Below are 24,334 nucleotides of genomic sequence, written 5' to 3' on the forward strand. Positions count from 1 at the left end.
GTATGGGGGAGCGTTGCGGGGATCTTGACCGTACGGGGGAGGATGCGCCATGCCCCCGCATTGTAGGGGCGTGCGTACTTATCGTCACAAATTGCGTGGATCAATCTTTCTGTTCAGTGGCGAGAGTCGACATAGACCAAAGCGATGCTGAGATGCCACCCCGACCGATGAACCGGAAGGCCGTCACTCTGCGGTCGCCAACGTGTCGAGGAGGCGCAGGGTGGTGGGGTCGGGCGTCCAGTCGCCCCGGCGGGAGGCCTCGTCGAGCTTGTCGCGTATCTCGGTGACCTTTTCGGCGAGCTCGTCGTCCTTGCCTTCGCGGAGGTGTTCGGCGAGCTTTTCCAGGTGTTCGGTGACCTTGTCGGCCGTGTCCTTGTCGAGCCGTCCGCTGTCAGCCTGCTGGGCGATGCGTTGCTGGAGGGCGATCAGTGCCGATGACGTGGACTGCGGACGTGTCGCCGGGTCGGGGGATCGCGCGCCGTCCGGTTCTTGGGCCGAGGGAGTACCGGCCTGGGAGGGGCCCGCGGCGGGTCGGTCTTCCGGCCCGGTGGCGGCGATGATGACGGCGACCATGATGACGGCCACCGCGCCGAGGGTGGCGACGAGCAGCGGGCGCCGTGCGAGCCACTCCATCGGGGAGGGCCGGGGCGGTGGCAGCACCTCGGTGTGCGGACGGGCGTGCCGCGCGACGTTCGGAGCAAGGGTGGGGAGCACTTCGGTGGCGCCGGCCGGTCCGTCCGGCACAGTGCTCGGGGTGCCGGTCTGGCCGATGAGCTCCAGGACCTCGGCCACGCGGGCGGCGTCACCGGTCCGCCCGTCGGGGTGCTTCGCCAGGAGCCGCAGTATCACCTGCTCCAGGTCCGGTGGGATCTCCGGACGCAGCCGTCCGGGCGGGACCGGGGCGTCGTGCAGGTGCCGGTGGAGCACCGCCACGGAGGTGTCGGCGGTGAACGGCGGTTGTCCGGTGGACAGCTCGTACAGCACGCAGCCCAGCGCGTACAGGTCGCTGGCCTTGCCGGGCGGGTGCCCGAGAGCCACTTCGGGGGCCAGGTAACCGGCGGTGCCCACCACCTTCCCAGCCGCCTCTTCGGTGACGGGGACGTGCAGGGGACGGGCGATGCCGAAGTCGGTGAGCTTGAGGACGCCGTCGTCGGACAGCAGCAGGTTCGCCGGCTTGACGTCACCGTGCACCACGCCGGCCGTGTGGGCGGCGGCCAGCGCGCGGGCCGCCTGCGCTCCGAGCCTGGCCGTCTGGGCGGGGGCGAGCGGTCCCCGCTCGTCGATGATCGCGGCCAGGTCCCGGCCGGTGACCAGTTCCATCACCAGGAAGACCCGATCGCCGTCGGCGGCCACGTCATAGACCTGCACCACGTTGGGATGCACCAGGCGGGCGGCGCCCCGGGCCTCCCGCCACACCCGATCACCGAGCGTGCGGTCCGCATCGTCGCGGGTCCCCTCGGCCGGGGACGCGGGATCCAGCAGCTTGATCGCGATCCGCCGTCCCAGCGACATGTCGTCGGCGCACCACACCTCGGCCATCCCGCCCCGGCCGATCGGCTCGATCAGCCGGTAACGGCCCGCCAGCAGCACCGCGCCTTCGGCCGTGCGTCCATGTCGTCCCATGACCCCAGATCCCACTACCGCCACCGCAACGCCCGTCGCCGCGTGGCACCGACCGGATTGCCCGATCGGTCGTGACTCCTCCCCTTAGAGCGCTCGCCGCGACAGCGACGTCACCCGAAGACCATCGCGGGCCGAGCTTTCGGCATCAGGACCCGTACGTTCTCTGCCTTCGAGGGCCGTCCTTCCAGCCCGGCCAGCAAGGCGTTCATCCACCCGGAAGGGGCCCGCCCCCTACGGGGGCGAGGGGGCGGACCCAGCGCCAGGACGACCTCAGTCCGGTAGGTGTCCCGGCATACGGTCACAGTGGGGTTTCCGTGACCTTCACCTGGGCAAGCGCCACGAGCACCGGATTTGTCACACCGTCTGCCCGGCGGGAGCCGTAGCCCGGACGCGGCGCCACGAGGTGGTTTGAAAACGGGGCCCGGCTCAGCGGACGCCGAGCTCGGCGGTGATCTCTCGGACCACGTCGCGTGCGGTGCGGGCGGCGCCGATCAGCGTCGCCGACGCCGGTCCGGTCCAGTCGCCGTAGCCCAGCAGGTGCAGCCGGGGTTCGTGCAGCGCGCGGGTTCCGCGGTCGGTCGGGATGTGCCCGGCGTCGTCGCGCGGGCCAAGGGCAGCGAGGTGGTTCAGCGCGGGACGAAATCCGGTGCACCAGATGATCGCGTCGCAGTCCTCGGTACGCCCGTCGGGCCAGGCCACGCCTGTGGGCGTGAGACGGCTGAACATCGGCCAGGCGTGTAGGACGCCTTGCTCGCGGGCGCGCCGGACCGGGGGGACGGCGACAATGTCGCCCAGCGCGCCCAACCCGCCGGGGTCGGCCCGCCCGTCGCGTAGGTCGCGGTAGCGGCGGTTGGCCAGGTCGAACAGGGCTCGTCCATCCAGGTCGTCGGGCAGGAATCGGGGCGGGCGCCGAACGGCCCAGATCGTGGTCGCGACCGGGGCCAGATCCGCGAGGATCTGCGCAGCCGAATTGCCGCCTCCGACGATGACGACGCGCTGACCGTGGAATTGCTCGGGCGTACGGTAGTGGACGGTGTGCAGCTGGCGGCCTTGGAATTCGTGGCGTCCGGGATAGTACGGCAGGTAGGGCCGCCCCCAGGTGCCGGTCGCGCTGACCACGTGCCGGGCCTGCCAGGACCCGGTCGAGGCGTCCAACCGGAGCAGGTCGCCGTCGCGATGCACCGCCTCGATGCGGACTGGCCGATGCACGGGCAGGTCGTAGCGCTTCTCGTAAGCGGTCAGATAGTCGACGACGTGTGTGGCAGGCGGGTAGCCGTCGTCCCAGGACGGCATCGCCCAGCCGGGCAGCGAGCTGTTGCGGGCAGGCGAGAACAGCCGCAGCGACGCCCACATGTGCTGCCACGCCCCGCCTGGTTGTTCTTGGGCATCGAAGATGGCGAAATTCACGCCGCTGCGTCGCAGGTAGAACCCGGCGGCCAGTCCCGTTTGGCCGCCGCCGATGACCGCGACGTCCAGAACGGCGGCACTGGTGGCGCTCATACCGCTCCCGCTCATCGCGACTCTCCCCTCCCGCACAGACCTACTTCGACATTCTTCTAAACAGGCGCCAGTTTGCATCCCTGCATAGATGAATGTCAAATTAGAAGCATGTCCACGCCGATCGGCCTCGAAGACATCACCACCCCGGCCTGCTGCGCCCCGCTCAGCACCTCCGGCCTCGACGAAACCGACGCCATCGAACTCGCCGCAGTATTCAAAGCCCTCGCCGACCCGATCCGCCTCCGGCTGCTCAACATGATCGCCTCGGCCGACGACGGCGAAGCATGCGTGTGCGACCTGACCGTCCCCTTCGACCTCACCGCACCCACCATCTCCCACCACCTCAAAGTGCTACGCCAAGCCGGACTGATCGACGGCCAACGCCGCGGCACCTGGGTCTACTACCGGATCATCCCCGAACGCCTCACCCGCCTCTCAGGCCTGTTCGCCCTCCCCTCACTCGCCACCACCTGACCAGCGGCACCCGCCACAGCCCCGCAGCCCTTGGGCTCCTGGTCGCGGGAGCGATTCCTTTCCTGCGGGCGGCGGTCTGCATGGGTGAGCGCAGATCGAAGCGGGGAGGGACGATGATCAGCAAGCAGGCCGAAGCGGTCAGGCGGCATTGGGCGGCGGTCCGGCAGGCGATGACCCGGCCGGAGGACGAGCGGCCGGACGACGAGTCCTGGGGCGATCTGACCGCCGAGCCGCGCGCGGTGGACTACATCGAGGTTGAGGCGGGCGGCCTGCCCGCGATGTGGGCGGTGCCGAAACGCGGCGTCCAGGACAGGGTGCTCCTGTGCCTGCACGGGGGCGGGTTCGTCGGCGGCTCGATCTACACGCACCGCAAGATGTTCGGCCACCTCGCCAAGGCGACCGGGGCGCGGGCGCTGATCATCGAATATCGCCTGGCCCCCGCGCACACCCATCCGGCGCAGGTGGACGACGTGGTCGACGCCTACCGATGGCTGATCGGCCAGGGAATCGACCCCGCGCACATCGCCTTCACCGGCGATTCCTCCGGCGGCGGGCTGTCGATCACCGCCCAGCTCCGGGCGCGGGACCGGGGCCTGCCGCTGCCCGCCGCCGCGCTGCCGTTCTCGCCGTGGACGGACATGGAGGCCGCCGGGAAGTCCTACGAGACCAACGAGGACAAGGACCCCTTCTTCTACCGGGAGACCGTCCGGATGCTCGCGGCCACGTTCCTGGGCGAGGACGGCGATCCCCGCGATCCGCTGGCGAGCCCGCTGCACGCCGACCTGTCCGGCCTCGGGCCGATCTACATCCAGGTGGGCGGGGACGAGGCGCTGCTGGACGACGCCCGCATGCTCGACGAACATGCCCGCAAGGCCGGCGTGGACGTCCGCCTGGACGTCTTCCCCGGTATGCAGCACACCTTCCAGATGGCGGCGGGCAGGGCACCCGAGGCCGACGACGCCGTCCGGAGGATGGCGGCATGGGCGGCCCCCAGGCTCGGCCTGTGACCGGCCGGGACGAGAGCGGAGGCGACGGTGCCCGACGAGCACGAGTTCACCCGTAGCACCGAGCCGTTCCGGCGCGAACTGCTGGCGCACTGCTACCGGATGCTCGGATCGCTGGACGAAGCGGAAGACCTCGTCCAGGAGACCTATCTGCGGGCCTGGCGCTCCTACGGCACCTTCGAGGGACGGTCGTCGCTGCGGGTCTGGCTGTACCGCATCGCCACCAACGCCTGCCTGACCGCGCTGCGCGATCGCGGCAGGCGGGCGCTGCCGTCCGGCCTGGGCGCACCCGCCACCGACCCGGACGCTCCGCCGGACCACGGGGCCGGTCCGGAGGTGGCGTGGCTCCAGCCGGTCCCGGACGCGCTGGTGACCGCGCCGGCGGACGATCCCGCCGCGGTCGTCGCCGCGCGCGAGCGGCTGCGGCTCGCGCTCATCGCCGGGTTGCAGTACCTGCCGCCGAGGCAGCGGGCCGTGCTCGTCCTGCGCGAGGTGCTGGGCTTCCCGGCCGCCGAGGTCGCGGACATGCTCGGTACCACGGTCCCGGCGGTCAAGAGCGCGCTGCAGCGGGCCCGCGCCCGTCTCGACGAGGCCGCCCCGGAACGCGAGCGGCTCGTCGAGCCGACCGATCCGCACGCCCGCGCGCTGCTGGCGCAGTACATCGCGGGCTTCGAGAACGCCGACGTCGGGGCCCTGGAGCGGGCCCTGCGCGCCGACGCCGCGATAGAGATGGTCGGCACCCGCACCTGGTTCTCCGGCATCGCGGCCTGCCTGCGCTACCTCGCGCAGGTGACCGGATCACCGGGGGACTGGCGCATGACCCCCACCATCGCCAACGGCCAGCCCGCCGCTGCCGCCTACCTCCGCGACGCCGGCGGGACCCACCGCGCGTTCGGCCTCGGCGTCCTCACCGCGACCCCCGAAGGCATCGCCCGCATCACCGTCTTCGGCGGCGGACCCGCCCTGCTCGACAGGTTCGGTCTCGACGGGGTCGGCCTCTGACGATGTGAGATCAGCTTGCCACGCGGGCCGCGCGGTCGAGGACGTAGCCGACCATGTCGCGGACCACGACGAGGTCCTTGATGTTCTCTTCGGCGATCTCCACGCCGAACCTGTCCTCCAGGGCGAACCCGAGCTCGACCATGGCCAGCGAGTCGAGGCCGCGGTCGTCCACGAGGTGCGTGTCCAGCGTGAGGCCGTCGGCGGGTACGCCGATGATGTCCTCCACGATTTCACCGATCCCCTGCAGAACCTGTGTCTCGGACACTTCCATCGAACACCTCCGGGTTGAGCGAGGCCATGCCTGGCGCCGCCGCCGCGAGTTGCGGCGGGTGATATGCCGACAACTATGGACCGGACGCCTTCGCCGGACAAGCCGTCGCCCATTTTTGTTCAGTGTGGCGGGCCAAATCTATAACCATTGGTAGATGTGCTATATCGAAATGTATAGCGGCGGCGAGTTTTGGCGTTTGACGGCTCTTGTCGGCATTGTTCGCGGTGGCTACTATGCCACTGTCGGACGATGATCATTCGCCGTGGGGAGGTGACGGTAAGTGGATACCGTGCTGTCACCCGCCGGCGTAGGGGAGTGGTCGGCCGCAGACGTTCCCGCTTCCGTCGAGATGTCCCGGCGGCTGCGAGAGACCGGTGTCTCCGCAGGTGACCGGGTGATGCTCAAGGCCGATAATTCGGTGGCCTTCGCCGTTGTGCTGTTCGCGCTGATCCATCTTGATGTCTCGCTGGTCCTGGTCGATCACCAGCAGACGGCGGAGGAAAGTCAGCGCGCTGTGGAACTGGCAAAGGTGGAGTGGGTGCTGCTCGGTGACGATATTTCCGCGCCCTCGGGGGTGCGTGCGATTCGGTTCGAGCGTCTCCTGGATGGGGTGGCGGGTGCTGGGAGCGGGGCGGGTACCCTGGATCTCGATAGATGGCGGCGCAGGCGTGATGCGTTGATCACATGGTCGTCCGGGTCAACCGGCCGGCCCAAGGGTGTCGTGCGGTCCGGAGAGGCATTTCTTGGGAATGTCGAACGCACCGGGAAGGCGATGGGCTATCGGCCCACGGATATGTTCCTTCCGCTGCTCCCGTTCTCCCATCAGTACGGCCTTTCCCTGCTGTTCCTGGCGCTTCTCTCGGGTGCCGGGGTGCTGGTCGGCCCGTATCGCCGGCTGGGCGCCGTGCTGCGTTCCGCGTACCGCGCGACCGTCCTGGACGCCACGCCCGCGACGTACCGGAGCCTGGTCTCCCTCCTGGAACGCAGACCGGAACTCGGGTCGCGGCTGAAGTCGGTGCGGTTGTTCTGCACCGGGGGCGCTCCGCTGGACGCGCGCTTCTCGGAACGTTTCCGGGAGGTGTTCGGGCACCCCCTGCTCGACGGGTACGGGAGCACGGAGCTCGGCAACGTCGCCCTGGCGACCCCGGAGACGCCGGTGGGGTGCGGTCACGCCCTCGACGGCATCGAGCTCGGGATCCTGCGCGACGACGGGCGCGCCGCGCCCGCCGGCGAGGTCGGCGAGGTCGCCGTCCGGTCCCCCGACGTGATGGAGGGGTACCTCGCGGCGGACGGCACCGTCGACCCGGCGCCGCCTCCCCCCTACCGCACGCGGGATCTCGGCTACCTGGACGATCAGGGGCATCTCTTCGTCCTGGGCCGCAGGCAGGCGGTGCACCGGCTCGGCCACACGCTCTACCCCGAGGCGCTGGAGCGCAGGGCGGAGGCGATCGGCCGGGCGGTCGCCGTGGTCCCGCTCGACGACGAGCGGCGCGGCTGCACGCTGATCTTCGCCGTCGAGGATCCCGGCGGCGCCGACGCGCGGGCCTGGCGTCGGCGGATCTCCTCCCACCTGGCCCCCTACGAGCAGCCCGACCAGGTGGTCGTCCTCGACCGGTTCCCGGTCAACCGCAATGGCAAGACCGACCGCACCGAGCTCCGCCGCGTCTGCTGGGAGGCGGTGTTCCGGCCGTCCGCACCGGCGGCCGGTGGAGATTCCCGTGCATGACCCCGTCTGGATACCTCAGCCGTGCCCTGGCGCGGGAAGGGAACCGAGATCGTAATGACCAACGACATGAACCATCCGCCGCGCCGCCGGGTCGCGGTCACCGGCACCGGTGTGATCACCTCGGTGGGAACGTCGGTCGAGGAGTGGTGGGCCGCCCTGCTCGCGGGACGCAGCGGGGCGGGCCCGATCACCGGGTTCGACGCCAGCGACCTGCCGGTCCGGTTCGCCGCCGAGGTCCACGGGTTCACCCCGCCCGAGGACTGGCCGCGCGAGATCGTCCGCCGGCTCGACCGGTCGGCGCTGTTCGCGCTGGCCGCCGCCGAGGAGGCGCTCGCCCAGGCCGGTCTGAAGATCGACCCCGAGCTGGGCGAGCGCACCGCGGTGCTGGTCGGCAGCAGCGACGGCCCCGACCGGTTCGTCACCGAGTGCCAGATGCGGCTGCGCGACCGCGGATACCGGAAGGTACCGCCGCACTACGCGGCGACCGCGTCCAACGGCATCGCGGGCAGCCAGATCGCCCTGTGGGTCGGTGCGGGCGGCCCGTCCGCCTCGATCAACACGGCCTGCGCGACGGGCGCGACCAGCATCGGCGAAGGGATGCGGCTGATCCAGCACGGCGAGGCCGACGTCGTGATCGCGGGCGGCTGCGACGATTCCATCAGCCCCCTCAACATCGCCGGCACGGCCATCGCGGGCGCGCTGTCGCGCCGCAACGACGAGCCCGAGCGTGCCAGCCGTCCCTTCGACCGGGAGCGGACGGGCTTCGTGTACGGGGCGGGCGCCGGTGTGGTCATCCTCGAAGACGCCGAGCACGCGACCCGGAGGGGCGCGACCATCCTTGCCGAGCTGGCGGGATACGGCGCCACCACCGACGCCTACCACCTGACGGCCCCGCACCCCGAGGGCCTGGGCGCCCAGCGGGCGATGCGCCTGGCCCTCGCCGAGGCGGGCGTCCGTCCCGGCGAGGTGGGCTACATCAACGCGCACGGGACCAGCACCGTGCTGAACGACCGCATCGAGATCGCGGCGATCCGCGCGGTCTTCGGCGCGGACGCCCCCCGCACCCCGATCAGCTCGATCAAGTCGATGCTCGGCCACATGATCGGCGCGGCCGGGGCCGTCGAGTTCGTCGCGGCGGTCCAGACGCTGCTGACCGGGATGCTGCCGCCGACCATCAACTGCGACGACCCGGAGGACCCGGAGCTCGACTTCGTCCCGCACGTCGCGCGGCGGCACGACCCGGACGTCGTGATGAGCGACTCGTTCGGCTTCGGCGGGCACAACGCCGTGCTGGTCGCCAGGCGATGGCCGGACGGGCCGGAGCCCGCACGGCCGGACGGCACCACAAACGACCAGGATGGGGAGTGAGCGCATGAAGGGCGACTACGTCTCGCTGCGGCGCATGAAGGACGGCGACTTCGAGCTGCTGGCCGACTGGATCGGCGGGCGCGTCGGGACCTACGGCGCCGGCTCCCCGCACTTCATCCGCCCCGAGGACCTGAGCCGCGGCGCCGACACCTTCCTGATGGTCGTCAGGAACGACGGCGAGCGGATCGGCGTCGTGTCCTGGAGGCAGCTCCAATACGTCGGAAGCTACGAGCTGGGCGTGGCGATCGGTGACGAGAGCGCCTGGACGGACGGGTACGGCGTCGAGGCCGTCCTGCTGCTCCTGCAGTACATCTTCCACGCGCGCAACGCGCACCGGGTGGAGATGAAGGCCGGGCTCTTCAACCGGCAGCCGATGAGGATGGTCACCCAGGGCGTCATGGTCCTGGAGGGCATCCTCCGCGACTACTACTTCCTCGACGGCGAGTACCACGACGCGGTCGTGTTCTCCCTGCTCCGCGACGACTACTACGAGCTCGTCCGGACGCTGCAGCTCCAGCCGGACACCATCCCCCAGGCGGAGAAGCGGGAGGCGTTCAAGGTCTTCCAGGAGTACCTGGCGAGCAGGCCGGAGGACCATCTCTCCACGCTGCTGAACCGGGCGACCGGGCCCGAGAGGTAAGACCGGATGCGTGATGGTCGGCCGGGTCGGCGTAACGCCGGACCCGGCCGAGCCATGACGGGCTAGGGCCGCCGAGGGGCCCTAGCCCGCCGAGGAGTCATAGTGCGCTTCCGAAGAGGCGGCGCACGCCTACCGGTACGTCGTCCTCCCGTGGCTGGACGGTGACGACGGCGAGCCGCCCGTCCGCCGCGGCCTTCCTCGCTTCTCGTAGAGCGTCTCGCAGCTCGGTGTCGCCGACCGGAGCCGCGTAGGTGCCCCCGAGCCCGGTGGCGATGGCGTCCAGGGGGAGGCGGGCCTGGAAGCGGGTCAGCTCGTCCGGCGCGCACTCCTGCCCGCGCAGCCACCGGGGCCAGCCGAAACCGGCGTTGTCGAAGACGACCACGACGAGCCCGCGGCGCAGCTCGGCGGCGGTCGCGAGCGCCGGGAGGCTCATGGTGAGAGCGCCGTCACCGCACAGCACCACGGTGGGCCTGCCCGGTTCCGCCACGGCGGCGCCCAGCGCGGCGGCCACCCCGAACCCCATCATCGTCTGCTCGCCGGGCACGACGACCGACGTGCGCGCGCCCACGCTGACCACCGGCCAGTGATAGGACCAGAGGTCGTTCAGCCCGTTCTCCTGCACGAGCACGGCTCCGTCGCCGAAGACCTCCGCGACGGCGGCCAGCGTCGCCCTTACCGGGCTCTGCTCGAACGGAGGCGGCGTCGCGTGGTCGTCCAGCGCCGCCTGCCGCAGCCGAGCCGCCTGGTCCAGCCACTTGGCGCGGTTCCCGGCGGTCCGCTCGGCGCGGGCGCGGGACGCGAATCGTTCGTCCAGCGCGGCGAGGGTCAGGGCGGCGTCGCCCAGCAACGCCTGGGCGGGTTCCAGCGACGTACCGAACGTCTCCGGATCGCAGTCCACGTGCAGCAGGCGCACGGCGTCCAGCTCGGGCCAGCCCATCCGGGCGGTCTCCTCCAGCCGGGTGCCGACGGCCAGCAGGACGTCGACGTCGCAGGTCACCATGTCCAGCGGTGGGGTGAGGTACAGCCCGGCGAGGCCGAGCGCGAGCGGGTGCCCCTCGTCGATCACTCCGCGTCCGGCGGCCGTCGTGAGCACCGGGGCCTGCCACCGCTCGGCGAGAGCCAGCGCGGCCCGTCCCGCATCCGCCGCCCGGGCACCGCCGCCGAGCAGCACCAGCGGCCGCTCGGCACCGGCGAGCAGCTCCGCCGCGCGGTCCAGCTCCGGCTCGGGCGGCAGCGCGCGCAACCGCCGGACGGGCCCGCCCGGGCCGGGTGGCGGGGCCGGTAGGTGCAGCACCTCGTCGGCGATCTCCACCACGGCCACGCCCGGCCTGCCGTTGACGGCCAGATGGACCGCGCGGCGCAGCGCCCAGGTCAGCCGGTCGGGGTCGTCGACGAGCAGGTGGGCCTTGGCGACCGGACGGGCCAGCGCCGCCTGGTCCACCTCCTGGAAGCCGCCGCGCCCTAGGCCCGAGGCGGGGACGCGGGTGGTGACCACGACGACGGGCGCGCACAGCGAGGCCCCTTCGAGTAGCCCGGTGAGCGCGTTGGGGAACGGCGGGCCGGAGGTGAGGGCCAGCACGGCGGGCCGCCCCGACACCACGGCGTGGCCGACCGCCGCACACGCGCCCGCCCGCTGGTCGCGGACCGCGACCGCCGCGAGGGCGGGACGGCGCCGCACGGCGTCCAGCAGGCCCGGCTCGTCGGACGGAAGCCCGACCACGACGCCGCAGCCGGCCTCGTCCAGCGTGGCCGCCACCAGGTCCCACACGCCGGTCATCGCCCGCCCTCCGCCCTGCGGCGCGCCCGCCCGGCCTCGGCCGACAGCAGCAGCGGCCTGGCCACGAGCTCCCCGCCGAGGTGGACGCTGGACGCCTGCGGGCCGTAGCCGCCGAACGGCCGGTTGCCGTCCTCGGCGTCGAAGGTGGTCTGGTCCCGGCGGATCACCGCGCTGCCGAGCAGCTCCCCGGTGAGGGCCGGTTCGCCGAAGACCGTGGCGTACATGCCACGGTCGAGCTCGCCAGGGGACGCCGCCCATTCCTGGATCTCCGCCACGTCGTCGTACGGGCACAGGCAGAAGATCGGTGCGAACAGCTCGGGCGGCGCGAACCCGGCGGCGTCCGGCAGGACCACGACGCTGGGGGCGACGTGGCCTTCCTCCACACGAACCTCGCCGCCGTACACGAGGTGCTCGCGATGGGCGGTCAGGAACTCCGCCGCCCCCTGCACGGCGTCCTCGTAGACCAGCGGCGCGACCACCGTGCCGGGACGCCTGCGGTCGCCGACCGGCAGGCCGCCCAGGTGGTCACGGAGCAGGCCGGCCAGCGTGTCCAGCCGGGACCGGTGGACGAAGACCAGATCGGTGCACAGGCAGTCCTGGCCGCTGTTGTAGAGCCGGGAGATCAGCAGCGCCCGGCACGCCTCGGCGGGATCGGCGGCCGGGCCCACCACCATCGGGTTGGGACCCGAGCCCATGATCATGAAGAGCGGGCCGGGCCCGACGCGCTCCAGCACGTTGCGGCCGTTGTCGTACTGGCCGGTGAACACGACGGCGTCCGCGTCCGCGCACACCTTCACGAAGTCGCGCTGCGACGCGTCGGCGAGCCTGATCCGGTCGCGCAGCCACGGGCGCCGGGCGAGCATCGTCTCGTGCAGCGCCAGGGCGGTGTCGCGGGTGCGCATCGACGGCCGGATCGCGACCTCGTCCGCGTACAGGGCCGGGACCAGCCCGAACAGCACGTACGAGTAGAAGACGTTGTTGGACGGCAGGAAGACCGCCACCCGGCCGAGCCGCCCGGGGTCGCTCCGGGCGATCTCCCAGGTCGCGCCGGTCAGCGTGCGGACGGCCCGGTGCAGCTCGTCGCGGGCGGCGTCGTAGGGCGTGATCTCGGTGAGCACGTCCAGCAGCCGCCGCTGCGATTCGAGGACGGCCGCGACCAGGTCCATGGACAGGTCGTGCACTTCTTGCAGGTCCCCGGGGCCCCGGCCGGGCGCGGCCCCCGCCGGGACGCCGGGCGGCGCGGTCGCGAACGCGTACATCAGAGCCTTTCCTCCCGGCCGAGCCCGGACGCCCCGGGCGCCCCGGGCGCCCCGGGCGCTTCGGCGCCGCCGCCCTCGCGGAGGATCTCCTCGATCCGTCCGGCCAGGGTGTTGGCGGTGGGGTGCTGGCGCAGCTCCACCAGCGGTAGCGGGTGCCCGAGCAGCGACCGCAGCCCGCGCATGATCAGGATGCTCATCAGCGAGTCCATCCCCAGGTCGTAGATGTTCTGGTCGGGGTCGAGCGCCTCGGGGGAGGGAAGCTTGAGGACGTCGGCGATCACGGCCCTGACCTGGTCGCGGAGGCCTGTCCCGACCTCTGCGGGCGGCGGCGCGCCGTGCCGTGCCGGTTCGGCCAGGTAGCCGGCGAGCAGGCTGGGCGGGCGGCTCCCGTCGGCCGTCCCGACCTGGGACCAGTCGGCGTCGGCGATGACCAGCCGGCCGGGGGCGGCCCGGCCGTCCAGCAGGCCCAGCACGGCGGTGAGCCTGCGGCCCGGCATCAGCCGGAGCCCGGCTCCCTCGAACAGCTTCTGCTGCGGGGCCCCGGCGAGCCCCTCCCGCCAGGCCCCCCAGTTCACGGTGTGCCCGGGGAGGCCGCGGGAGCGCCGGTGCAGGACGAGCGCGTCCTGGAAGCAGTTGGCGGCCGAGTAGGCGGCGTCCCAGCCGCCCAGCAGCGCGGCCAGCGCGGAGAAGCACACGAACCGCGTCACCTGGTGGGACTCGGCGAGCCGGTGCAGCAGGTGCGTGCCGGTGACCTTGGAGCCGAACATCGAGGCGAGGTGGTCCTCGTCCATCTGGGCGAGGGGTGTCATCGCGCCGGTGACGGCCGCCTGGTAGATGCCGCGCAGCGGCGGCAGGTCGGTTCCGAAGCGGTCGCTCAGGGCCTGCATGGCGGCCTCGTCCCCGACGTCGGCGGCCACGCTGGTCACGGTGACGCCGCGGTCGCGCAGTTCCCGGACGACGGGCGCCGTGTCCGGCAGCCCGCGGCGCGAGAGGGCCACCAGGTGCCGGGCGCCGAGGTCGGCCAGCTGCCGCAGCACGAGCGGGCCGACCCGGCCGGTCGCGCCCACCACCAGCTCGCAGCCGCCGGGGTCGATCGACAGCGGCGGACCGTCCGGCAGCGCGCCCGGCACGAGGCGCGGCACCAGCCGGGTCTCGCCGCGATGGCAGACCTCGTCCTCGGACGCGGCGGCGGTGATCTCCCGGCGGATCAGCCCGGCCGCGCGTTCGGCCGGGCCGTCGTCCAGGTCGATCAGGCCGCCGTGCAGCCCGGGATGGGCGGGCAGGAGGCTCCGCGCCGCGCCCCAGACCGCCGCCCGCGCGGCGTGCACCGGGTCCCCGGGGCGCGCCGCCTGGGCGAACCGGGTCACGAGCCAGAGGCGGGGGATGTCCGCGCCCGCCGACGCGAGGTCGTGGACGACCCGCCACGCCTGGAGGGTCAGGCGGTGGGCGGTCGCTGGGTCGTCCCCAGTGCCCCCGTCATCTGCGTCGAGGCCGACCGGCAGGACGACCCGGGTGACGCTGCTCAGCGGGCCTAGGCGCGCGATCCTGTCCTCGGCTTCCGGTACCGCCAGGTCCTGGATCGGGACGACGCGGTGTTCGGCCCCGGCCTCGGCCAGGTCGCGGACCAGGGCGTCGGCCACGCCGGACCCGTCGCTCACGACGAGCCAGCCGCCCTCATCGGGCGGCCCGTCGTCCGGGAGGGGACGCTCCTGCCAGCCCACGGTGTGCACCCATGAGCCCGGCACCGGACCGGGGGCGGGCTCAAGCCGGAGCCCACGCAGCGATCCACGGAGGCCGTTGACCCCGTCCAGCGTCGCCGACACCGCCAGGGCGCCGCCGCCCGGACCCGCGGCGGCGGGCTCGACCGACAGCAGGCGCGCGCTCACGGTGTCCGCGGCCGGATCCCAGGCCAGGCTGTCCACGCCCGCGGGCACCAGCGTCCCGGAGACCTGCGCCTTCTCGGCCGCCTGCGCCGTCACGGCGTGCAGGCATCTGGCGAGTGCCGCCGCCCGTCCGGCGCCTTCCGAGCCGTTGCCGGTGGCGGGCTCCCCCGTCGCCCGGTGGATCCTGGCGGACGCGCGCAGCCGCCAGCCGTCCGTGTCGCCGTCCGCGGTGTAAATCCTCACGCCGAACAGGGCGGCGGACTCGCCGCCGTGATCCTCGGGGGTCAGCGCCGTCTGGACCTCCGCTCGCTCGCCCGGCTGCAGCGGCGCGTGGACGCACAGGTCGCGCGCCACGGCGGGGCGCAGTCCGGCGGCACGCGCGGCGGCCAGCGCCATCTCGCCGAACATGGCGAGCGAGACCGTCTCCTCCGGCAGGCCGGAGCTTCCGTCCGTCCACGCCGGATCCAGCCGTCCGTGCCAGAGGTGGGTGCCGGGACTGATCGCCGGTCGTGTGCGCGTGCCCAGGAGGGGGTGGCCCGCCTCGCTCGGCACCGGTTTCGCGGCTCCCAGCGTGAGGGCCGGTGCGAGCGCCGGTGCGCTGGCGCCGGGTGACGATGATCTCCAGTAGCTGCGGCGATGCCAGGCGGTGGTGGGCAGCGGCGCGACGCCGCCACCGGGGAACAGCCGCTCTCCGGGGACCGGCAGATGATCGCAGCACAGCGCGGCGAGCTGGGCGAGCATCGCGGCCTGCGCCGGCTGGTCCCGCCGGAGCGTCGGCAGGACGAGCGGGTCGCGGACCTTGGCGGCCTCCAGCGTCGACTCCAGCGCCCATTTCAGCATCGGATGCGGGCTCACCTCGACGAAGACCTCGTACCCGTCCTCGGCCGCCGCCGTGATCGCGGCGGACAGCCGGACCGGCTTGCGAAGGTTGTCCGCCCAGTACGGTGCGTCGAAGGACGGCGTCTCGCGCGGATCGTCCGTCACCGTCGAGTAGAAGAAGGGGCGGCGCCGGGGCCGTTCCTCGGCGGATCCCGGGCCGAGACCGTCCAGCGCGGTGAGCACCTTCTCGGCGAGCGGATCCATCAGCGCCGTGTGCGACGCGACGCCCATCGGCAGGGACCTGGCGGGGACGTCCCGCGCCTCGAAGTCGGCGATGACCCGCGCGACCTCGTCCGGACGTCCCGCGATGCCCGTCAGCGAGGGCCCGGCCAGCACCGCCACCCCGACCGCGCCGTCCACGCCCAGCTCGGTCAGCCGGGCCGCGACCTCGCCGGGCGGCGCTTCGATCGACCCCATGGCGCCCTCGCCGTCCACGTCCGCGATCACGTGGACGCGCCGGCACAGGATCCTGGCGCCCTCCTCGGGGCTGAGGGCATCGGCCACGACCGCCGCGGCCGCCTCACCCATCGAATGGCCGATCACCGCGGCCGGCTCCACCCCGTAGGAACGCCACGTCGCGGCGAGGGCGATCTGCATGGAGAAGATGAGCGCCTGGATCTCCGCGAGCCCGGCGGGAGGGCGGCCCTCCGCCAGGGCCTCGCCCAGCGACAGGCCCACCTCCTCCTTGATCACCGGTGCCAGCTCCGCGATCGCCGCCGCGAACGCCGGCTCCGACTCCAGGAGCTCGCGGCCCATCTCCGGCCACTGCGATCCGTGTCCGGAGAACACCCAGACAGGCCCCCGGCGGCGCTCCCCCCACCGTTGCGGAGCCGCGACACCCGGTGTGGCCCGGCCCGCGGCCAGACCGCGCAGCCCCGCGACGAGCTCGTCACGACCGGCCGCCACGACCGCGGCACGATGCCGGACGCCCGCCCGCCGCGCCAGCGTCGTGCCGACGTCCGGCAGCGGGACCTCGGCGCCGGGTCCCTCCAGCCAGTCCGCGAGGAGACCGGCCGACTCGGCGCACCGTTCGCCGTCCCATCCGGAGACCACGTACACGCCCGCACCCGCACCGGACGCGTCGCCGGCACCCGTCGGAGCGGTCGGCCCGGCTTCCAGGACGACGTGCGCGTTGGTGCCGCCGAGCCCGAACGAGGAGACCGCGGCCCTTCGCGGCTCGCCCGCGCCTGGCCACGGGACCGGCCCGGTCGGGACGAAGAAGCGGCCGCCGTCCGCGTCGATGGCGGGGTTCCACTTGGTGAAGTGCAGGTTCGGCGGGATGACGCCGTGCTGGAGCGCCAGCACGGACTTGATGAGCCCGGCGATCCCGGCCGCCGCCTCCGTGTGCCCGATGTTGGTCTTGACCGCGCCGAGCGCGCACGGCAGCTCGCCCGCTCCGTAGACCCGGTCGAGCGCCTCGAACTCGATCGGGTCGCCCAGGTGCGTGCCCGTGCCGTGCGCCTCGATCAGGCCCACCGAGGCCGGGGGCGTGTCCGAATATCTGAGCGCGTCCCTGAGCACCGCCGCCTGGGCGTTCGCGTTCGGTGCCGTCACGCCCTGCGAGCGTCCATCGGAGTTCACCGCCGAACCGCGCACGACCGCCAGCACGCGGTCCCCGTCGCGCAGCGCGTCCCCGAGGCGTTTCAGCACCACGACACCGCATCCCTCGCCGCGCACCATGCCGTCCGCGGCGGCGTCGAAGGACTTGCAGCGGCCGTCGGCGGCGAACGCCCCCCACTGCTCGATGGCCGTGTGCGTGGACGGGTTCAGGATCATGTTGACGCCGCCCGCCAAGGCCAGGTCGCTCTCCCGGAGGCGCAGGCTCTGCGCCGCGAGGTGCACCGCCACGAGGGAGGAGGAGCAGGCCGTGTCCACCGCCGCGCAGGGGCCGTGCAGGTCGAGGAGGTAGGCGATCCTCCCCACGGCCACGCTGTGCGCGTTGCCCGTGCTGCTGTACGCGTCGATCTCGGTCGAGAGCTGCTGGTAGTCGGTGTGGTAGATCCCGGCGAACACCCCCGTCCGGCTGCCCGCCAGCGACCCGGGTCCGATACCGGCCCGCTCCAGCGCCTCCCACGCGGTCTCCAGGAGCATCCGCTGCTGCGGGTCCATCGCCTCGGCCTCGCGCGGCGAGATGCCGAAGAACGCGGCGTCGAAGCCGCTGACATCGCGCAGGAACCCGCCTCGCTGGGCGGTGTCCCAGCGGTCGGCCGGGACCTCGGTCACGGCGTCGCGCCCCTCGACGAGCAGGTTCCAGAACGCCTCCGGGCTGTCCGCCCCGCCGGGGAAGCGGCACGCCATGCCGACGACCGCGATCGGTTCGGCCGCGATCGTCCCGGCCGCGTCCGCGAGCCGGTCCGACAGCGCGGCCAGCTGGTCCTCGGACAGATCGGTGAGCCGTTCGGTGATGCCTGTCATGGCTCAGCTCCTTTCGGCGCTCTCGATGTGGGTGAGCAGGTCGTTCCAGCCACGGGCCGCGGGGCCGGATGATCCTTCGGGGGGCGGGACCGGCTCCGGAGAGGGGTCGTCCGCGTCCGCCAGGCGCCCGTCCAGGAACGTGGTCAGGGCGTCGATCGTCGGGTGGTTCCACAGCGCGGTCGCCGGGACGCGCAGGCCGAACGCCCGCTCGGCCCGGTTGCGGATCATCAGCGCCATGATCGAGTCCAGGCCCAGCTCGGCGAGCGGGCGCCGGGGCTCGACGTCACCGGGCCGCATGCCCATGACGTCGGCCGCGATGGCCGTGATCGTCGCCTCGACCCGCGAGCGCCGCTCGGCGGGTGCGAGCCCGGCCCAGGCATCGGTCGCCTGGGTCTCCGTGCTCCGGTCCGGGGCGTTCGCGTGCGCGACGGCCTCGCCCAGCAGGCCGGGCGGCCTGACCGCCGGGGCGGCCCCGGTGACCGGGACCACGATCGCCTGCGCGGCGCCGACGCGGTGCGCATGGTCCCAGCCCGCGAACGCCTCCCCGGGACGGAGCGGCCGCAGCCCCGCCGCCCGCAGCTCGTCGATGGCGAGCCTGGCCGCCGGGTGCCGGCCGAAACCGAGGCCGTCCCACACGCCCCAGTTGATGCTCGTCGCGGCGCATCCCTGGTTTCGCCGTAGGTGAGCGAGGGCGTCGAGGGAGGCGTTGGCCGCCGCGTAGGCGCCCTGCCCGGGGACCCCGGCCAAGGTGCCCGCGGACGAGAACAGCACGAAGAAGTCCACGGTCCCGGGCGGGAAGGCGCGATGGAGCACGGACGCGCCCACCGCCTTCGCCTGCAGCACCGCCTCCAGGTCCGCGGCGCCGGTGTCGGCGAGCATCCGGTCGGCGAGCACACCGGCCGCGTGCACGACCCCGCGGATCGGCGGATGGCCTTCGCGGTCGAGGTCGGCCAGCAGCCGGGCGACGGCCTCGGAGTCGGCCACGTCCACCGGGGCGATCCGTACCGCGACGCCCTGCCGTTCCAGCCGCCGGATGGCGTCGACCGGCTCCCGCCACCGCTCGTCGACGGCGCCGTCCCACGCGTGCCGGGGCGGCGGACCGGTGCGGCCCGCGAGCACGAGCCTGCGGGCGCCGCGATCGGCCAGCCATTGCGCCGTCCGGAGGCCGAGCGCGCCCAGGCCGCCGGTGATGAGGTATCCGGCGTCCGGTGCGCAGCCCAGCGGCTGCCCCGCGCCCGGATCCTGCCCCGGCTCCGCCGGACGGACGGCCGGGACCAGGGGCTCGTCGCCCGCCACTACGACGCTCTCGTCCGGCGGATCGAGGAGCAGCCGCGCCAACCAGGCGGCTCGCTCGGGGACGCTCCCCGGGGACAGGTCGGCCACGGCGCACCGCAGGTGCGGGTACTCGGCCGCCGCGACCTTGGCCAGGCCCCACAGGGCCGCCGCGGCCGGTGCGTTCTCGTCCATGGCCGCCTGCACCCCGTCCGTGACGAGCCAGAGGACGGCGCCGCCGGAGCGGTGGCGTTCGGCGAGCGTGTTGATCACGTGCAGGGCGCGCCGGCAGCCGTCGAGCATCGCTGGTGGGGTGTGAGGCAGCAGCACGAATGTCCCGGTGGGGGCGTCCCGCAGCGCGGAATCCTCAATGTCCGCGAGCTGCCGGACGGTGGCGCCGGCGTCCTGCATGCGGTTGCGGAGCAGGTCGGCCAGCTCCGAGGGCGGGCCGAGAAGGGTGACGTCCGCCGGGGTGGTTGTTTGTGCGCCGGAGCCCTCGCCGAGCGTTCGCCAACCCACGGTGTGGACTAGCCGCCGCATGTCCAGCGTCTCGTCCTCTTGGAGGGACGCATAGCGGACTCCGCTCAGGCCCAGAATGCGGTGCCCCGCCGGTCCTTCGGCGCTGATGTCGACGACCAGCTCGCCGGGCTCCGCCTCGCCCGGACGCTGGACGACGCGCAGAACGACGGGGGAGTCCGCGTCGAACTTCGCCTCGGAGTACGCCGATACCCGGTCGATGCGCGCGGGCACGCGGACGGCCGCGTCCGGGACCGCCAGGGGCGCGATGCTCAGCGCGGCGTCGAGAACGCCCGCCAATGTCGGGTCGCCATCTGCGAAGACGATGCTTGCCGTGAGGCTGGCTGTCCCGGTGGACAAGGACGTGACCTGCCACGGGTACGCGTTGCCTTCTACCCCGGCGGCGCTCAACGCCGACTGGACCGCGGCCGGGTTGGTGGCGCTCTCGTCCCCGTCCGGCGTGGGGTGCGCCTCTTCGGTGGCGTCGGCAGGGAGCAGGTCGGCGGTCATGCTGTGCAGCCAGGCGGCGCCGTCCTGTCCGGCCGGTCGCACGTGGACGTCCAGCGCGTGGCCCCGGACCGTCACCTGGACGTCCTGCTCCCGGTCCGGCAGCACGGGACGGAGCAACCGGACCGTCGCGACCGCCGAGCGGGGAGCCGCGCGCAGCGCGGTGTGGACCAGCACGGAGGCCGGTACCAGGGAGACCCCTCCCACCGAGTGCCGCCCGGGGTAGGGGAGCGTGCCGGGGCCGAGGCGTGCCTGCCACACCGCCAGCCCGTGGACGCCGGGCACGTCCACACGCTCACCGAGCAGTGTCCCCGCCTCAGGGGCGGCACGGCCGCCGCCGCTGCCCGTCCGTATCCGGGCCTCGTCGATCCAGTGCCGGGCGCGACGCCACGCGGTGGTGGGCAGGTCGATGACACGGCCCCCGGGGAACAGCCGGTCCGGGTCGGACGGGCGGCCGCCGAGCAGGATCGTCGCCGCCTGCGCGCGCATGGTCGCGGCCTCGTCGCGGTCCCGGATCAGCGTGGGCAGGACGGCCGGACGGCGCGCACGGTCCTCCAGGGTCTCGCTGACCGCCTGCAGCAGCAGCGGATGGGGAGACACCTCGACGAAGCACGTGAAACCGTCGTCCGCCGCGTGCGCGACGGCCGCGCTGAACCGGACCGTGCGGCGGAGGTTCGCCGCCCAGTAGGCGGCGTCGAAGGCGGGGACCTCCCGCGGATCCTCCAGGACCGTCCCATAGAACGGCACCGCCGGCGGGCCGCCCCGGACGTCGGCTAGCGCGGCCACCAGCCGCTCCTGGATCGGGTCGATGTGCGACGAGTGGCTCGCGTAGTCGACCGCGACCAGCCTGGCCCGCCCGCCCTCGCGCGTCACCTGCTCGACCACCGCCCGCACCTGCTCCGTACCGCCGGCGATCACCGTCTGGTGGGGCGAGGAGCGCACCGCCACCTCGACCCCTTCGTAGGGGGCGACGAGCTTCAGCACCTCGTCCTCGGCGAGGTCGAGCGAGGCCATCGTGCCGTGCCCGGCCACGTCCAGCAGCAGGCGCGACCTGCGCGCGATCACCGCGAGCCCGTGCTCGCAGGACAGCGCTCCCGCCACCACCGCCGCCGCGACCTCGCCCATCGAATGCCCGAAGACCGCCGCGGGCCGGATGCCCATCGCCTCCCACGTCCGGGCGAGGGCGACCTGCATCCCGAACAGCACCGGCTGGATCCGGTCCACCGACGGCGGGGCCTCCCCGGACTCCAGCAGCCCCCGCAGCGAGAACCCGGCCTCCGCGACGAACAGCGGATCCAGGGCGGCCACGGCATCCGCGAACGCGTGGTCCTCCTTCAGGAGCCGCCGCCCCATGCCCGGCCACTGCGATCCCTGCCCGGAGAAGACCCAGACCGGTCCGTTCAGCGGGCCTTCGTCCGGAGCGCGCACGACGCGGGGGCTCTCCCCGCCCTTGGCCAGGACGCCGAGCCCCTCGCGCAGTTCGTCGGCCGTCCGCGCGAGCACCGCCGCGCGCGCCGTGCGATCCCGCCGGGCGAGGGAGTAGCCGATGTCGGTCAGCGAGGGGCGGGCGTTGACTGCGCCCAGCGCGTCGAACTCGTCCAGCCGCCGCAGCAGCGCCGAGGACGCGTCGGCCAGGCGCTCGGGCCGGCTCCCGCCGATCAGGAAAATGGCCGGCGCCGGCAACGAGCCCGCGCCCGCGTTCCCGGCCTCGACCGCTCCGGCCGCCGCCTCCAGGACGACGTGGGCGTTCGTGCCGCCGAACCCGAACGACGACACCCCCGCGACCGGCGGCTCCGCGCCCCGGTAGCGCGGCCACGAGATCGGCGCCGTGACGACCCGCAGCCGCAGGTCATCGAAGCGGATGTGCGGGTTGGGCGCGCGGAAATGCAGGCCGGCGGGCAGCCGCCGGTGGGACAGCGCGAGCACCACCTTGATCAGCCCGGCGATGCCGGCCGCGGCCTCCAGATGCCCGAGGTTGGACTTGACCGACCCGATCAGCAGCGGCCTGGTGGCCCGCCGTCCCGCGCCCAGGACGGCGCCGAGCGCGTTCGCCTCGATGGGGTCGCCGAGCAGGGTCCCGGTGCCGTGCGCCTCCACGTAGTCCACCTCGCGCGGGTCGACGCCCGCCGCGGCGTACGCGTCCCTCAGCACGGACTCCTGCGCCGCCGGGTTGGGCGCCATCAGGCCGTTGGTGGCGCCGTCGGAGTTGACCGCGCTGCCCCGGACGACCGCCAGCACCCGGTCGTTGTTGCGCACGGCGTCGCTCAGCCGCTTCAGCACGACCATCCCGCAGCCCTCGCCGCGCCCGTAGCCGTCGGCGGCGGCGTCGAAGGTCTTGCACCTGCCGTCGCGCGCCATGACGCCCGCCTGGTCGAAGCCGATCGCGATGGCCGGGGAGATGATCAGGTTGACCCCGCCGGCCAGCGCGACGTCGCTCTCGCCGGACCGCAGGCTCCGCACGGCCAGGTGCACGGCGACCAGCGACGACGAGCAGGCGGTATCGACCACCATGCTGGGCCCGCGCAGCCCGAACAGGTGCGAGACCCGGTTCGCCAGGATGCTGGGCGAGGAGCCGGTGGCGGTCCAGGCGTCGACCGCGGCCGGGTCCCGCAGCTGCAGCAGGCTGTAGTCGGACGTGGAGGCGCCGATGAACACGCCCGTCCGGGAGCCCGCGAGCGAGCGGGTGGCCAGGCCGGCGTGCTCCAGCGCCTCCTGGGTCACCTCCAGGACGAGCCGCTGCTGCGGGTCCATCGCCGCCGCCTCCCTCGGCGTGATCGCGAAGAAGTCGGCGTCGAACTCCGCGATGTCGCAGTCGAGGTAGCCGCCCGTGCCGCCGGCGGTCCGACCCGGATCTCCCCAGCGCCCGGCGGGGACGTCCCGCGTGCCGGAACGCCCGGACAGGAGCAGCGCGGCGTACCCGGCCGGGTCGTGGGCCCCTCCCGGGAACCGGCAGCCCAGGCCCACGACGGCGACCGCCTCGTCCGGCCGCGCGGCGACCTGGGCGGCGACCTCCCGTGACCCGGACGCGACGCCGCCGGACGGCTCCGCCGACCGCACCGGCTCCGCGCAGTAGGCGGCGAGCAGGGTGATGGTCGGATGGCTGTAGACGGCCTGCGGATCGACGGGCCGGTCCAGGAGCTCGCCCAGCTCGCCCGAGAGCTCCACCAGGTCGCGGGACCGCAGCCCGTAGGCGTCGAACGTCCGGTCGGGGTCGACGGCGCCCGGCGGCTCGTTCACCCGTCCGGCCAGCCAGCCGATCAGCCAGTCGCGCACCTGCCCTCTGCGCACCATCGCGAGATCCTCACCTCTGAAAAGACAGCCCGAAATGACCGCCGGACGATTGATGAAAAACGGATCGAAAATCCGATGTAAAGGTTGACACCCTGACGACCGTCGACTAATTGTTTATCGAGCGTTGCAGGTACTCCTTTGGCTGGAGGGTTCCGTGGGTATTCTGGACGGCAAGAACATTCTGATCACCGGAGTTATCACCGACTCCTCGATCGCCTTTCACGCGGCCCGTCTCGCGCAGGAGGAGGGCGCCCAGATCGTGCTGACCGGCTACGGAAGGATGAGCCTGGTCAACCGGATGGCGCAGCGGCTTCCCAAGCCCTGTCCGGTCATCGAGCTCGATGTGACCGACGACCGGCAACTGGAGTCGCTCAGCGCCCGCGCAACCGAACATCTGGACGCTTTCGACGGCGTTCTGCACGCCATCGCCTTCGCTCCGCAGTCGGCCATTGGCGGCAATTTCATGAACACCGGCTGGGACGATGTCGCGACGGCACTGCACGTATCGACATATTCGCTCAAGGCGCTCGCCGCCGCCATGCTGCCGGTTCTGCGGAAGGGCTCGTCCATCGTCGGGCTGGATTTCGACGCGCAGGTGGCCTGGGACGGCTACGACTGGATGGGCGTGGCCAAGGCCGGCCTCGAGTCCTGCGCCCGCTACCTGGCCCGCGACCTCGGGCCGCGCGGCGTGCGGGTCAACCTGGTCGCCGCGGGGCCGCTGCGCACCACCGCGGCGCGGAGCATCCCGGGGTTCGACGAGTCCGACGAGTCGTGGGACCGCAGGGCGCCGCTCGGCTGGGACACCCGCGACCAGACCGCGGCGGCGCAGGCGTGCGTGGCGCTGCTGTCCGGCTGGTTCCCGGCGACGACCGGTGAGATCGTCCATGTCGACGGCGGCGCGCACGCGATGGGCGCCTAGCCCGGCCG

General features: G+C 73.2%; 14 protein-coding genes. 7 read left to right on the forward strand and 7 right to left on the reverse strand.

The annotated features are described in order from the left end of the window. Nucleotides 1–183: 183 nt before the first annotated feature. Both E1264_RS00005 and E1264_RS00010 read right to left on the reverse strand, forming a co-directional pair. Complete coding sequence (locus E1264_RS00005) at nucleotides 184–1,623, reverse strand: serine/threonine-protein kinase (RefSeq protein WP_132168186.1); 1,440 nt, start codon at nucleotides 1,621–1,623, stop codon at nucleotides 184–186. Between the two features lie 426 nt (nucleotides 1,624–2,049). After that, on the reverse strand, nucleotides 2,050–3,123 hold the full coding sequence (locus tag E1264_RS00010; RefSeq protein ID WP_132168188.1) for an ArsO family NAD(P)H-dependent flavin-containing monooxygenase: 1,074 nt from the start codon (nucleotides 3,121–3,123) through the stop codon (nucleotides 2,050–2,052). Between the two features lie 108 nt (nucleotides 3,124–3,231). On the opposite strand from E1264_RS00010, the gene E1264_RS00015 reads away from it, so the two are divergent. The 3 genes from E1264_RS00015 (at nucleotide 3,232) to E1264_RS00025 (ending at nucleotide 5,603) form a co-directional block, all read left to right on the forward strand. Beyond that, on the forward strand, nucleotides 3,232–3,597 hold the full coding sequence (locus E1264_RS00015) for a metalloregulator ArsR/SmtB family transcription factor (RefSeq protein ID WP_132168190.1): 366 nt from the start codon (nucleotides 3,232–3,234) through the stop codon (nucleotides 3,595–3,597). A gap of 113 nt (nucleotides 3,598–3,710) precedes the next feature. Further along, nucleotides 3,711–4,604 (forward strand): alpha/beta hydrolase, encoded by an 894-nt coding sequence (locus E1264_RS00020; protein ID WP_132168192.1) that lies wholly within the window; start codon nucleotides 3,711–3,713, stop codon nucleotides 4,602–4,604. Between the two features lie 27 nt (nucleotides 4,605–4,631). Next, a complete protein-coding gene (locus tag E1264_RS00025; RefSeq protein ID WP_132168194.1) occupies nucleotides 4,632–5,603 on the forward strand; it encodes a sigma-70 family RNA polymerase sigma factor in 972 nt (323 codons plus the stop codon). A gap of 10 nt (nucleotides 5,604–5,613) precedes the next feature. Here the strand turns inward: E1264_RS00025 and E1264_RS00030 are convergent, their stop codons facing one another. Beyond that, nucleotides 5,614–5,868 carry an acyl carrier protein gene (locus E1264_RS00030; RefSeq protein ID WP_165963884.1) on the reverse strand — a complete coding sequence of 85 codons (255 nt, stop codon included), beginning with the start codon at nucleotides 5,866–5,868 and terminating at the stop codon, nucleotides 5,614–5,616. Nucleotides 5,869–6,223: 355 nt separating this feature from the next. Between E1264_RS00030 and E1264_RS00035 the strand changes: the two genes are divergently transcribed. From E1264_RS00035 to E1264_RS00045, 3 genes are read left to right on the forward strand one after another with little or no spacing between them, the layout of a single operon-like run. Then, on the forward strand, nucleotides 6,224–7,600 hold the full coding sequence (locus E1264_RS00035) for a class I adenylate-forming enzyme family protein (protein ID WP_132168309.1): 1,377 nt from the start codon (nucleotides 6,224–6,226) through the stop codon (nucleotides 7,598–7,600). 54 nt (nucleotides 7,601–7,654) lie between these two features. Beyond that, entirely contained in the window at nucleotides 7,655–8,968 is a 1,314-nt protein-coding gene (gene fabF, locus E1264_RS00040; protein WP_207935625.1) for a beta-ketoacyl-ACP synthase II, read from the forward strand. Nucleotides 8,969–8,972: 4 nt separating this feature from the next. Continuing rightward, nucleotides 8,973–9,608, forward strand: a complete 636-nt coding sequence (locus tag E1264_RS00045) for a GNAT family protein (protein WP_165963885.1) — start codon at nucleotides 8,973–8,975, stop codon at nucleotides 9,606–9,608. Between the two features lie 97 nt (nucleotides 9,609–9,705). Here E1264_RS00045 and E1264_RS00050 read toward each other — a convergent pair whose 3' ends face one another. Genes E1264_RS00050 through E1264_RS00065 form a run of 4 tightly spaced genes read right to left on the reverse strand, consistent with a single transcriptional unit; the run spans nucleotide 9,706 to nucleotide 23,407 of the window. Then, nucleotides 9,706–11,385: a thiamine pyrophosphate-binding protein gene (locus E1264_RS00050; RefSeq protein ID WP_132168200.1), complete on the reverse strand. Its 1,680-nt coding sequence runs from the start codon at nucleotides 11,383–11,385 to the stop codon at nucleotides 9,706–9,708. Then, the gene (locus E1264_RS00055; RefSeq protein ID WP_132168202.1) at nucleotides 11,382–12,644 is read right to left on the reverse strand and encodes an aldehyde dehydrogenase family protein; all 1,263 of its coding nucleotides are present in this window, start codon (nucleotides 12,642–12,644) and stop codon (nucleotides 11,382–11,384) included. Before E1264_RS00055 ends, E1264_RS00050 begins: the two co-directional genes overlap by 4 nt. After that, nucleotides 12,644–17,821 carry a type I polyketide synthase gene (locus E1264_RS00060; RefSeq protein WP_132168204.1) on the reverse strand — a complete coding sequence of 1,726 codons (5,178 nt, stop codon included), beginning with the start codon at nucleotides 17,819–17,821 and terminating at the stop codon, nucleotides 12,644–12,646. The genes E1264_RS00055 and E1264_RS00060 overlap by 1 nt, the downstream gene beginning before the upstream one ends. 3 nt (nucleotides 17,822–17,824) lie before the next feature. Further along, a complete protein-coding gene (locus tag E1264_RS00065; RefSeq protein ID WP_132168206.1) occupies nucleotides 17,825–23,407 on the reverse strand; it encodes a type I polyketide synthase in 5,583 nt (1,860 codons plus the stop codon). A gap of 154 nt (nucleotides 23,408–23,561) precedes the next feature. Here E1264_RS00065 and fabI point away from each other — a divergent pair, with 154 nt between their 5' ends. Further along, complete coding sequence (fabI, locus tag E1264_RS00070) at nucleotides 23,562–24,326, forward strand: enoyl-ACP reductase FabI (protein ID WP_132168208.1); 765 nt, start codon at nucleotides 23,562–23,564, stop codon at nucleotides 24,324–24,326. Nucleotides 24,327–24,334: the final 8 nt, after the last annotated feature.

Origin of the sequence: Actinomadura sp. KC216, assembly GCF_004348535.1 — a bacterium.
In the GTDB taxonomy this organism is placed as follows: domain Bacteria; phylum Actinomycetota; class Actinomycetes; order Streptosporangiales; family Streptosporangiaceae; genus Spirillospora.